This window comes from Pseudomonas sp. LBUM1666 (assembly GCF_059695775.1).
On sequence record NZ_CP166789.1, the window covers coordinates 5,671,915 to 5,684,095 of the forward strand.

The following is a 12,181-nucleotide window of genomic DNA, read 5'->3' on the forward strand; positions in this document are numbered from 1 at the left end:
AAATCCTGTGGGAGCGAGCCTGCTCGCGAAGACGTCATCCGCATCACAACAATTCTGAAGGGGTCAACTGCTCACCGCGCCACTCGAACGCCACCGGCGCTAACACCTGATCAATCTTCGCCTCACACCACAACGCCGCAAAGCTCTTGCCTACACCCGGATGCACGCGATCCGGCGCAATCAGCGACAACGGCCACAGCACGAAGGCATTTTTCAGAATCTCTGCCCGCGGCAGGATCAAACCATCGAAGTTGCCCACCAGATCGCCGAATAGCAAAACGTCGATATCCAGCGGCAAACCCTTGCGATCCGGCGCATAACGGCCGTTGTCCGCCTCGATGAATTTCAGCCGGCGATCCAGCTCCATCAGCGGCAAATCGGTAAAAGCCGACACCACAAAATTGAAGAACGGCCCGCTCTTGATCCCCACCGGCTGGCTTTCGAACACCGCCGAGCAGCGTATATCCACCAGGAAGCCTGCCAAGGCTTCCAGGCCAGCCTGCAAATGGGATTCGCGCTCGATATTGCTACCGAGCCCGAGATACACCTGAGTCAGCGACATCCGCGCTCGATCTCCACGCCCACACCGCCCGTGGCAGCCGGGATGGCGCCTGGCTTGGTCAGCTTGAGACGCATCCAGGTGATGTTGAATTCGCTCATCAGGACTTCAGCCAGACGCTCGGCGAAGGTCTCGACCAGCTGGAACTGCGCCTGCTCGGCAAAGGCCTGGATTCGCGACGACACACTGGCGTAATCGAGCGCCAGTGTCAGGTCATCACCGGCGGCGGCCGGGCGATTATCCCAGGCGAAGCTCAGATCAAGACGCAAGCACTGTCGGATGCCTCGCTCCCAGTCGTAGGCACCAATCACGGTGTCGACTTCCAGGCCCTCGATAAACACTCTGTCCAAGCACTTTTCTCCGCTGCACGACAAGGGCGCAATGCGCCGTTAGAATCAGGGCGTCCTCGCCCGGAATAGTTAGCATGTTTTGGTTACTGGCGACCCTCGCCTACCTGCTCGGCTCTCTGTCCTTCGCCATTTTGCTCAGCCGCCTGACCGGTAACCCCGATCCGCGAATGAGTGGCTCGGGCAATGCCGGCGCCACCAACATGTTGCGCCTGGCCGGCAAAAAGCTCGCCGTTCTGACCTTGATCGGGGACCTCTTCAAAGGTCTGCTACCCGTACTGATCGCCGGCGTTGCGGGCCTTTCGCTTCAGGAGCAGGCCTGGATCGGCGTCTGTGCCGTCATCGGTCACCTGTTCCCGCTGTACTTTCGCTTTCGCGGTGGCAAGGGTGTCGCCACCGCTGCCGGCATGTTGCTGGGCCTCTACCCGCCCGCAGCACTGCTGGCGGTTTGCGCCTGGCTGCTGACGTTCTACCTGACTCGCACCAGCTCATTGGCGGCCTTGATCGCCACACCGCTGACCCTGCCGCTGCTGGCCTGGCAAGAACCGGCGGCACTGCTGCCCATGAGCGCACTCACGGGACTGATTGTCTGGCGTCATCGGGGCAATCTACGCGACCTGTTTGCCGGGCGCGAACGGCATTTTTAATTACCGGGCATGAGCGCCGCTCATCACAGCGCCGACAATTGCTCCATCGGCCAACGCGCCTGCACGCTGATCGCCAGGCTTTCATGCTGGCCGGCCTGCAAACGCTGGCAGCCGGCAAAGGCAATCATCGCGCCGTTGTCGGTGCAGAACTCCGGGCGAGCATAAAAAACATCGCCCTTCATGTCGCCGAGCATCTTCTCAAGTGAGGTACGCAGTGCCTTGTTGGCGCTGACGCCGCCAGCGATCACCAGACGCTTCATACCGGCCTGTTTCAGGGCTCGCTTGCACTTGATGGTCAAAGTCTCCACCACGGCCTGCTGGAACGCCAGCGAGATGTCGCAACGGGCTTGCTCGCTGTCGTCCCCGGCGCTGACACACTGCTGCCAGGTGTTCAGGGCGAAGGTTTTCAAGCCACTGAAGCTGAAAGCCAGGCCCGGGCGGTCGCACATCGGACGCGGGAAAGTGAAACGTCCTGCAACCCCTTGCTCCGCCAGGCGCGCGATTTCCGGGCCACCCGGATAATTGAGCCCCATCATCTTCGCGGTCTTGTCAAAAGCTTCACCGGCGGCATCGTCGAGGGTCTCGCCCAAGAGTGTGTATTGACCGATCCCGTCGACCTGAACCAGCTGCGTATGACCGCCAGACACCAACAAAGCGACGAACGGGAATTCCGGTGGTTGCGACTCCAGCATCGGCGCCAGCAGGTGACCTTCCATGTGGTGCACACCCAGCGCCGGAATACCCCAGGCGAAGGCCAGCGCCTGAGCGCAAGAGGCGCCCACCAACAAGGCACCGACCAGGCCAGGACCCGCGGTATAAGCGATGGCGTCGATCTCGGTCGGCACACAGTCAGCTTCGGCCAACACCTGACGAATCAAGGGCAGCATGCGTTTGACGTGATCACGCGAGGCCAGCTCGGGCACGACCCCGCCATAGGCGCGGTGCAGGTCGATCTGGCTGAACAGCGCGTCGGCCAGCAGGCCGCGCTCACTGTCATATAATGCGACACCGGTTTCGTCGCAGGAGGTTTCTAATCCCAGTACTAGCATGGGTTTGCGCCTTGTTTAGGCTGAATTCGAAGGCGCGCATAATAGTCGCCATGGGATGCCCCGACTAGCGGTTTTCGATCAGAGGCTTTGCATTCCTGTCGATGAGGAGTTAACATCCGCAACCCTTAAAAACCGACGTCTTCAAGTGCTCTTTTGCCACGAGGATGTTGACCCCGGTAATGAATGAAGGTAGCTCTGGATGCCAGCCGTCAAAGTAAAAGAGAACGAACCCTTCGACGTAGCTCTGCGTCGTTTCAAGCGCTCCTGCGAAAAAGCCGGTGTACTGGCTGAAGTTCGTAGCCGCGAATTCTACGAGAAGCCTACTTCTGAGCGTAAGCGCAAAGCAGCAGCCGCTGTTAAGCGTCACGCCAAGAAAGTTCAGCGCGAACAGCGCCGCGCGGTTCGTCTGTACTAATACACAGACGTTCGTAGCAAGCTTCTGCCAAGCCCGGCCCTCAGCCGGGCTAATGGCATTTGCGGACAACGCTTGATGCTTCACCGTCAAAGCCGCACACGCGACCGAGACAAACCTGCTTCACAGCGTCAGACCTGGCTCTTTTGCCAGCGGTGCACGTCTTTTCTGACGAGCCTTCCAAGGCTACTGACGAGCACACCCACTGATTCCTCTCACGACGATCAGCCCAAGGCACCTTCTTGCGTGCCAGCTTATGAGCTATCCGAGGCCATCGACAGGCCGCAGCCGGATTCAGCGCAACACTTTCAAATAGTCGAATACTGATTGGTACTAACGTCAGTGGATTTTCGGCAGATACACTTCCCGACAGCGATTACGCAGACGACACTGGTCGAGCCGCACATTTTGCGCGCCTCAAACAACGACCCGCGCTCAGCCGCTCTTCGTTTCGGATCCATTGCAGCGCAGATGACGAGAACGCCATGGCCGGGCTAATTCCCCAGAGCTTCATTGACGACCTTCTGAACCGGACCGACATCGTCGATGTGGTCAGCTCGCGCCTGCAAATGAAAAAGGCTGGCAAGAATTACACCGCCTGCTGCCCGTTTCACAAAGAGAAAACCCCCTCCTTCAGCGTCAGCCCCGACAAGCAGTTCTATTATTGCTTTGGCTGCGGCGCTGGCGGCAACGCCCTCGGCTTCATGATGGACCACGACAATCTGGATTTCGTCCAGGCTGTCGAAGAACTGGCCAAAGCCGCCGGCATGGAAATCCCCCGCGAAGAAAGCGGACGTCCGCACAAACCGCGGCAGCCGACCGATTCGCCGCTCTACCCGCTGCTCACCGCCGCCGCCGACTTTTACCGTCAGGCACTGAAAAGCCATCCATCGCGAAAAGCGGCTGTGGATTACTTGAAAGGTCGCGGACTGACCGGTGAAATCGCCCGTGACTTCGGCCTCGGCTTTGCCCCGCCTGGCTGGGACAATCTGTTCAAGCACTTGAGCAGCGACACCCTGCAACAGAAAGCCATGATCGATGCCGGCTTGCTGATCGAGAACGCCGAAACCGGCAAACGCTATGACCGCTTCCGCGATCGCGTGATGTTCCCGATCCGCGACAGCCGCGGGCGAATCATCGCCTTCGGCGGCCGGGTATTGGGCGACGACAAGCCGAAATACCTGAACTCACCGGAAACCCCGGTATTCCATAAGGGCCAGGAACTCTACGGCCTTTATGAAGCACGCAAGAACAACCGCAACCTCGACGAAATAATCGTCGTCGAAGGCTACATGGATGTTATCGCCCTCGCCCAGCAAGGCCTGCGCAATGCTGTCGCGACCCTGGGCACCGCCACCAGCGAAGAGCACTTGAAGCGCCTGTTTCGCGTCGTGCCCAACGTGCTGTTCTGTTTCGACGGCGATCAGGCAGGTCGAAATGCCGCCTGGCGGGCATTGGAGGCAGCGCTGCCGAGCCTGCAGGACGGGCGGCGCGCACGCTTTCTGTTCCTCCCCGAAGGCGAAGACCCGGACACGCTGGTCCGCTCCGAAGGCACTGACGCCTTCCGCGCACGGATCAACCAGCACGCCCAACCATTAGCGGATTATTTTTTTCAACAGCTGACCGAAGAATCGGACCCACGCTCGCTCGAAGGCAAGGCCCACATGGCCACCCTCGCGGCGCCACTGATCGACAAAGTCCCGGGTGCGAACCTGCGTATCCTGATGCGTCAACGCCTGACCGAAATTACCGGGCTTAGCGGTGAAGCCGTGAGCCAACTGGTACAAAGCGCCCCCCAGGAAGCGCCGCCGGCGTACGACCCGGGCATCGATTACGACGCCATGCCGGATTACAGCGACTACCATCAGCCGCAGGCACAAGAGATGTATGCGCCGCAACAGGAATGGACGCCGAAGAAACCCGGCGCCGGCGGCAAAAAATGGGACAAAAAACCGTGGGACAAAAACGGCAAACGCGGTGGTGATCACGATCAACCCCGCGCGCCACGGGTGCCGGCCGCTGTAGAGCCGCCGACCCTGGCCGCCTTGCGCACGCTATTGCATCACCCTCAATTGGCCGAGAAAGTCGAGGATGCCGGACACTTTGCTGCCGAGGATCACACCAACACACAATTACTGGTGGCCCTTCTCGAAGCCGTACAGAAGAATCCCAAGCTAAACTCATTTCAGTTGATTGCACGCTGGCACGGTACGGAGCAAGGACGTTTGCTCAAGGCGCTGGCGGAAAAGGAATGGCTGATTGATGGAGATAACCTTGAACAACAGTTTTTCGACACCATTACTAGCTTGTCAGCTCGCCAACGCGAGCGAAACCTGGAACAACTTCTCAGGAAAGCACGTCAAAGTGAACTGAGTGCCGAAGAGAAAAATCAACTGCGCGACCTATTAAGTCGCAATGTTTCCGCAACAAGCCCGACCTCAACTGGCGCGTGAGGTCATAGCTCAGGTATAATCCTCGGCTTGTTTTTTGCCCGCCAAGACCTTCAGTGGATAGGGTGTTATGTCCGGAAAAGCGCAACAGCAGTCTCGTATCAAAGAGTTGATCACACTTGGTCGTGAGCAGGGTTACCTGACTTACGCGGAGGTCAACGACCACCTGCCGGAGGATATTTCAGATCCGGAACAGGTGGAAGACATCATCCGCATGATCAATGACATGGGGATCAACGTATTCGAGGTTGCGCCAGATAAGGATTCCCTTATGCTGGCCGACGCCGATACCGACGAAGCCGCGGCCGAAGAGGCAGCAGCAGCGTTGGCAGCGGTCGAGACCGACATTGGTCGCACCACCGACCCAGTGCGCATGTACATGCGTGAAATGGGTACGGTAGAGCTCCTCACACGTGAAGGCGAAATCGAAATCGCCAAACGTATTGAAGAGGGCATCCGCGAAGTGATGGGCGCAATTGCGCACTTCCCTGGCACGGTTGACCATATTCTCTCCGAATACACTCGCGTCACCACCGAAGGTGGCCGCCTGTCCGACGTCCTGAGCGGTTATATCGACCCGGACGACGGTATTGCGCCACCTGCAGCGGAAGTGCCACCGCCTGTCGATCCGAAAGCCGTGAAAGCGGACGACGACACCGAAGACGATGACGCCGAAGCGACGACTGATGACGAAGAAGAAACCGAAAGCGGTCCGGATCCGGTCATCGCTGCACAGCGCTTTGGTGCTGTCTCCGATCAGATGGAAGTCACCCGCAAGGCGCTGAAAAAGCACGGTCGTGGCAACAAGCTGGCAATTGCCGAGCTGGTGCTCCTGGCTGAGCTGTTCATGCCGATCAAACTGGTTCCGAAGCAATTCGAAGGCCTGGTCGAGCGTGTTCGCAGTGCCCTGGATCGTCTGCGTCAGCAAGAGCGCGCGATCATGCAACTTTGCGTTCGTGATGCTCGTATGCCGCGTGCCGACTTCCTGCGCCAGTTCCCGAGCAATGAAGTCGACGAAAGCTGGACCGATGCACTGGCCAAAGGCAAAAGCAAATACGCTGAAGCCATTGGTCGCCTGCAACCGGACATCATTCGTTGCCAGCAGAAGCTGATCGCGCTGCAAACCGAAACCGGTTTGACGATCGCCGAGATCAAGGACATCAACCGTCGCATGTCGATCGGTGAGGCCAAGGCCCGCCGCGCGAAGAAAGAGATGGTAGAAGCGAACTTGCGTCTGGTGATCTCCATCGCCAAGAAGTACACCAACCGTGGTCTGCAATTCCTCGATCTGATCCAGGAAGGCAACATCGGTTTGATGAAAGCGGTAGACAAGTTCGAATACCGCCGCGGCTACAAATTCTCGACTTATGCCACCTGGTGGATCCGTCAGGCGATCACTCGCTCGATCGCCGACCAGGCCCGCACCATCCGTATTCCGGTGCACATGATCGAGACGATCAACAAGCTCAACCGCATTTCCCGCCAGATGTTGCAGGAAATGGGTCGCGAACCGACCCCGGAAGAGCTGGGCGAACGCATGGAAATGCCTGAGGACAAGATCCGCAAGGTATTGAAGATCGCTAAAGAGCCGATCTCCATGGAAACCCCGATCGGTGATGACGAAGACTCCCATCTGGGTGACTTCATCGAAGACTCGACCATGCAGTCGCCAATCGATGTCGCCACTGTTGAGAGCCTTAAAGAAGCGACTCGCGAAGTTCTGTCCGGCCTCACTGCCCGTGAAGCCAAGGTTCTGCGCATGCGCTTCGGTATCGACATGAATACCGACCACACCCTCGAGGAGGTTGGTAAGCAGTTCGACGTGACCCGTGAACGGATTCGTCAGATCGAAGCCAAGGCGCTGCGCAAGCTGCGCCACCCGACGAGAAGCGAGCATTTGCGCTCCTTCCTCGACGAGTAACAACAAAACCCCCGGCCCAGGCCGGGGGTTTTGCTTTTATACAGATTAAATCCCCCGCACCTCCCTCCCTCCGAATTGCCCGTCTACACTCGAAACATTCCCCGAGCCATAACGAGACCGTTATGCCCAGACTGCCGACCGTGCTTTTTTTGCTGTCGCTATTGACCTGGACCGCAACGGCTGGCGCGCTGACTCTGACCGACGAAGAACGTAGCTGGCTGGCGGCTCACCCGGACTTGCGCCTGGGTGTCGATGCGTCATGGCCACCCTTCGAGTTTCGCGACGATCAGGGCCGCTATCAGGGCCTTGCAGCAGACTATATCGACCGGATCCGTCAACGCCTGGCCATCAAGCTCACGCCCATCGAGCCCGTCAGCTGGACCGTCGTCCTGGAGCAGGCCAAACAAGCCAAGCTGGACCTGTTGCCCGGCATCATGTCGACCCCGGAGCGCCAGACTTACCTCTCATTCACCCGCCCCTACCTGGACTTTCCGATTGTCATCCTTGCCCATGTCGGAGGCCCCCAGCCACGTAAACTCGAAGACTTGTACGGTCTGAAAGTCGCCGTGGTGGAAAACTACGCACCCCACGAGCTGTTGCGCACCCACAATCCCGACCTCAATCTGGTGGCGATGCCTAACGTCAGCTCAGCGCTGCAGGCGCTGGCTACCAATGAAGTGGATGCGGTGGTCGGCGATCTCGCCTCCAGCGTCTGGAGCCTGCGTCAGCTAAAGCTCGACGGGCTCTACGTCAGCGGCGAAACCCCCTATCGCTATCAATTGGCGATGGGCGTGCCCCGGGACAACAAGATACTGGTCGGCATTCTGGATAAAGTCCTGGCGGACATGACCCCGAACGAAATCAATGAGATTCAGGAGCACTGGGTCGGCAACGTCCTCGATCATCGAACATTCTGGAACGATCTGCTGGTTTACGGTCTGCCGGGATTACTGCTGCTGATCATCGTGCTGGCGATGGTTATCCGGATCAACCGACGGCTGAGTTCAGAAATTGCCCGCCGGGTCAACCTGGAGCAAGAGCTGCGCAGCAGCGAATACCATTACCGCGGGCTGGTGGAGAGCCTTTCGGCCATCGCCTGGGAAGCGCGGATCAGCGATTTCACCTACAGCTATGTGTCGCCCCATGCCGAGGATCTGCTCGGTTACCCCTTGTCTCATTGGCTGATTCCGGGCTTCTGGCGCAACATTATCCACCCGGCCGACCTGACTCGCGCCCAGACCTTCTGCGATCACGAAGTACTGGCCGGACGCGATCACAGCCTCGATTACCGGGTCATCACCGCCGATGGCCGCTGCATTTGGGTGCGAGATATCGTCAGCCTGATCGAGCACGGCCATGAACCGGTAATGCGCGGGCTGATGATCGACATCAGCGAAGCCAAGCGCACCGAAGAGGCGTTGCGCCTGTCGGAACAGAAGTTCGCCTCGGTGTTCCAGCAATGCCCGGACATTCTGGTCATCGCGCGACTCTCCGACGGCTGCCTGCTGGAGGTCAACGAGGCGTTCGAAGAACAGATCGGCCTCAAGGCTGAAGACGTCATCGGGCAGACGGCCACCGACCTGAACATCTGGGGCATACCCGGCGTCGGGCCAGGCTTGTTGCAACGGTTGCAGGCCGGCAGCATCCGTAACCTGGAGATGCCCTTTCGCCGCAACAATGGCCAAGTGTTTACCGGCCTGATCTCCGCTGAACCGTTCGACCTCGATACAACCCCTGCGCTGGTAGTGGTCGTGCGGGACATCAGCCAGCTCAAGGAAACCCAGCAACAGCTGCAAACCTCCGAAGAGAAATTCGCCAAGGCCTTCCATGCCTCCCCCGACGGCTTGCTATTGTCACGGCAGAGCGACGGTTTACTGATTGAGGTCAACGAGGGTTTCAGCCGCATTACCGGTTTCAACAGCGCGATGTCCGTGGATCGCTCCGCCCTCGAACTGGGAATCTGGGTCAATCTCAACGAACGCAAACAGATGCTCGATCTGCTGCACCGGGACGGTTTCGTCCGCGACTTCAGTTGCCATATACGCCGTAGCGACGGACAGATTCGCCTCTGCGAAGTGTCCAGCCGTCCGCTACCGATCGGCGATGAAGATTGCATGCTGACCATCGCCCGGGATATCACCGAGCGACACCTGATGCAGGAGAAACTGCAACAGGCTGCGACGGTATTCGAGAGCACCGCCGAAGGTGTATTGATCACCGACACTCAACAGCACATCAGCGCAGTCAACCGTGCGTTTACCGAAATCACCGGCTACAGCGAGAGCGAAGCGTTGGGCCACACCCCTCGCCTGCTCGCCTCGGGCCTGCACGACAGCGCGTTTTATGCCGCCATGTGGCATCAACTGACCGCCGAAGGTCATTGGCAGGGCGAAATTTCCAACCGGCGCAAGAATGGCGAGCTCTATCCGAGCTGGCTGACCATCAGTGCGGTGCGCAACCGAGACAGATTCGTCACCCATTTTGTCGCGGTGTTCGCGGACATTTCCAGCCTCAAACACGCCCAGGCCAAGCTCGATTACCAGGCACACCACGACCCGCTGACCGGGCTGCCAAATCGCACGCTGTTCGAGAGCCGATTGCTGACTGCGCTCAACAACCAACAGGAAAACGGCGGCCAGGGCGCGGTGCTGTTCCTGGACCTGGACCGTTTCAAACACATCAACGACAGCCTGGGTCACCCGGTCGGTGACCTGCTGCTCAAGGGCATTGCCGTGCGCCTCAAGGAGCAGTTGCGCGACATCGACACCGTGGCGCGCCTGGGCGGCGACGAATTCATCATCCTGCTGCCCGGGTTGCAGCAAGCCAGTGACGCCGACAATATCGCGACCAAGCTGCTCAATTGCTTTGGCGCACCGTTCCAGGCTGGCGAACATGAGTTTTTTATCAGCGCCAGTATCGGCACCAGCCTGTATCCCAAAGATGGCTGCGACGTCGCCACGCTGGTCAAGAACGCCGATGCGGCGATGTACCGCTCAAAGGCCAAGGGTCGCAACCGGGTCGAAAGCTACACCCGCGACCTCACCGCTCAAGCCAGCGAGCGAGTGGCACTGGAACATGAACTGCGACGCGCTATCGAGCGCAACGAACTGCACCTCCATTATCAACCGAAGATCAGCCTGGTCGACCATCGCCTGGTCGGCGCAGAAGCGCTCATTCGCTGGCGCCACCCGACCTTCGGCGATGTGCCACCGGAGCACTTCATTCCGCTGGCCGAAGAAAACGGCATGATCCTGCAAATCGGCGATTGGGTTCTCGAAACCGCCTGCCGGCAGATGTTCGAGTGGAATCAGGTTTACGAACCCGTCGGCCCGCTGTCGGTCAACCTCGCGGGCGCTCAATTGCGCCAGCCGAACCTGCTCGGCCGGATCGAACAATTGCTCAAGGACAACCGCCTCAAACCCGGTTTCCTGCAACTGGAAATTACTGAAAACTTCATCATGAGCCAGGCTGAAGAGGCGCTGGCTGTGCTGCATCAACTCAAACACCTGGGCGTGCAACTGGCGATCGACGACTTCGGCACCGGCTACTCGTCCCTGAGCTACCTCAAACGTCTGCCACTGGACATTCTCAAGATCGACCAGTCTTTCGTCCGCGGCCTGCCGGATGATCCCCATGACGTAGCCATCGTTCGCGCCATCATCGCCCTGGGCCGCAGCATGCAATTCACCATCATCGCCGAGGGTGTCGAAACCCTCGCGCAGCAGCAATTCCTCGCTGCCGAAGGCTGTGAACAGATCCAGGGCTATATCGTCAGCCTGCCCTTGCCACCGGAAGAGTTTGCCGCGACGTTTCTTCGTATAGCCATTTCAGACTTTTCGGATAGCACAGCGGAGAAACCGTCGCTATAATCCGCGGCCTACTGAGGGCCTATAGCTCAGTTGGTTAGAGCAGGGGACTCATAATCCCTTGGTCGTAGGTTCGAGTCCTACTGGGCCCACCAAACAAGAAAGCCGCGCAATGCGCGGCTTTTTCGTGCCTGATGTTTAATCGGTTGCTTACCGTGGATGCCGCTCATATGCGTACGCCATCCTCGGCTCAAGAAGCCACCGTTAGCACGGGAATGGCCTTCACCGATTGCAGCCGCTCAAGCATTTCCCCCGTCAACACGACCTCATACGTATCCGCCGCCCTGCCCCACTGCTCCACGATGACCATACCGTCTACCAGCATGCTTCCCAATCCGGTCACCGTTTCGGCCAGTTCCTCTACGATTTCTTGAGTCCGAAACCACACACGATCAGTAATCTCTTTCAGCTCAGCCGTTATGCGGTCAGACGACGCCGGATCCGTATCGGGGTAGGCGATATTGCGCAGCAAGTGCCGTAACTCTCTTATTTTTGCGTAATCCTGTTCCGCCCCGAGCTCTCCTTTGAGGATGGCTGTCGCTTTCGACTTATCGACGCGTTTCTCGGGCGAAGGCTTTGAAGCTAATGTCTGCCCCATAGCGCCAGCAAACAGGACCATCATCCGCGCTTCCAGATGTTCCCTCATTGCTTCTATCGACGAAATTGACCGCGCCAAGCTTATGGACGCCCCACCTTGATGCCGCAAGTCCATGGTCACTGTCAGGCTCACGCCGCCCGTTGCAAAACCCAAGGCACGGGCTACGACGTAGTGCGCCATTTCATGATGTGCAATCTGCAATGCATGATCCCGCAATGCGGGAGGCATTTTGTTTGTCATTTCCATTGCCTCGCATCCCTCGATTTTGCATTCGACTACGACTGACTGTTGGTGTCCATCCTGTCGATCGCGCCTTGCTCAAGCCAAAGAGA

9 protein-coding genes and 1 tRNA gene are annotated in these 12,181 nt (G+C 58.7%); 6 read left to right on the forward strand and 4 right to left on the reverse strand.

Annotation, left to right across the window (positions count from 1 at the left end):
• Positions 1-43 precede the first annotated feature (43 nt).
• Together folK and folB are read right to left on the reverse strand one after the other, a co-directional pair.
• Positions 44-562, reverse strand: a complete 519-nt coding sequence (gene folK, locus ACA056_RS26240; protein ID WP_497268793.1) for a 2-amino-4-hydroxy-6-hydroxymethyldihydropteridine diphosphokinase — start codon at positions 560-562, stop codon at positions 44-46.
• Complete coding sequence (folB, locus tag ACA056_RS26245; protein ID WP_008008297.1) at positions 553-909, reverse strand: dihydroneopterin aldolase; 357 nt, start codon at positions 907-909, stop codon at positions 553-555. The genes folK and folB overlap by 10 nt, the downstream gene beginning before the upstream one ends.
• Positions 910-983: 74 nt before the next feature.
• Here folB and plsY point away from each other — a divergent pair, with 74 nt between their 5' ends.
• On the forward strand, positions 984-1,553 hold the full coding sequence (plsY, locus tag ACA056_RS26250; protein WP_129440691.1) for a glycerol-3-phosphate 1-O-acyltransferase PlsY: 570 nt from the start codon (positions 984-986) through the stop codon (positions 1,551-1,553).
• Positions 1,554-1,576: 23 nt separating this feature from the next.
• Here plsY and tsaD read toward each other — a convergent pair whose 3' ends face one another.
• Positions 1,577-2,602 (reverse strand): tRNA (adenosine(37)-N6)-threonylcarbamoyltransferase complex transferase subunit TsaD, encoded by a 1,026-nt coding sequence (gene tsaD / locus ACA056_RS26255; protein WP_497268795.1) that lies wholly within the window; start codon positions 2,600-2,602, stop codon positions 1,577-1,579.
• 199 nt (positions 2,603-2,801) lie between these two features.
• On the opposite strand from tsaD, the gene rpsU reads away from it, so the two are divergent.
• The 5 genes from rpsU to ACA056_RS26280 all read left to right on the forward strand — a co-directional run bounded on the left by rpsU (position 2,802) and on the right by ACA056_RS26280 (position 11,346).
• Entirely contained in the window at positions 2,802-3,017 is a 216-nt protein-coding gene (gene rpsU / locus ACA056_RS26260; protein WP_002551877.1) for a 30S ribosomal protein S21, read from the forward strand.
• A gap of 482 nt (positions 3,018-3,499) precedes the next feature.
• Complete coding sequence (gene dnaG / locus ACA056_RS26265; protein ID WP_033056223.1) at positions 3,500-5,467, forward strand: DNA primase; 1,968 nt, start codon at positions 3,500-3,502, stop codon at positions 5,465-5,467.
• Between the two features lie 67 nt (positions 5,468-5,534).
• Complete coding sequence (gene rpoD / locus ACA056_RS26270) at positions 5,535-7,385, forward strand: RNA polymerase sigma factor RpoD (protein WP_497268797.1); 1,851 nt, start codon at positions 5,535-5,537, stop codon at positions 7,383-7,385.
• A gap of 122 nt (positions 7,386-7,507) precedes the next feature.
• On the forward strand, positions 7,508-11,254 hold the full coding sequence (locus ACA056_RS26275; RefSeq protein WP_497268799.1) for an EAL domain-containing protein: 3,747 nt from the start codon (positions 7,508-7,510) through the stop codon (positions 11,252-11,254).
• 15 nt (positions 11,255-11,269) lie between these two features.
• Positions 11,270-11,346: transfer RNA gene (locus tag ACA056_RS26280), tRNA-Ile, on the forward strand.
• A gap of 95 nt (positions 11,347-11,441) precedes the next feature.
• Here ACA056_RS26280 and ACA056_RS26285 read toward each other — a convergent pair.
• Positions 11,442-12,089, reverse strand: coding sequence for a peptidase M41 (locus ACA056_RS26285; protein ID WP_497273601.1), 648 nt, complete (start codon positions 12,087-12,089; stop codon positions 11,442-11,444).
• Positions 12,090-12,181 lie beyond the last annotated feature (92 nt).

Excerpts from the sequence above, each read along its gene's own strand:
- plsY (WP_129440691.1), top strand. The coding sequence starts at position 984 with ATGTTTTGGTTACTGGCGACCCTCGCCTACCTGCTCGGCTCTCTGTCC.
- ACA056_RS26275 (WP_497268799.1), top strand. The coding sequence starts at position 7,508 with ATGCCCAGACTGCCGACCGTGCTTTTTTTGCTGTCGCTATTGACCTGG.
- tsaD (WP_497268795.1), bottom strand. The coding sequence starts at position 2,602 with ATGCTAGTACTGGGATTAGAAACCTCCTGCGACGAAACCGGTGTCGCA.
- folK (WP_497268793.1), bottom strand. The coding sequence starts at position 562 with ATGTCGCTGACTCAGGTGTATCTCGGGCTCGGTAGCAATATCGAGCGC.
- ACA056_RS26285 (WP_497273601.1), bottom strand. The coding sequence starts at position 12,089 with ATGACAAACAAAATGCCTCCCGCATTGCGGGATCATGCATTGCAGATT.
- rpsU (WP_002551877.1), top strand. The coding sequence starts at position 2,802 with ATGCCAGCCGTCAAAGTAAAAGAGAACGAACCCTTCGACGTAGCTCTG.
- dnaG (WP_033056223.1), top strand. The coding sequence starts at position 3,500 with ATGGCCGGGCTAATTCCCCAGAGCTTCATTGACGACCTTCTGAACCGG.
- rpoD (WP_497268797.1), top strand. The coding sequence starts at position 5,535 with ATGTCCGGAAAAGCGCAACAGCAGTCTCGTATCAAAGAGTTGATCACA.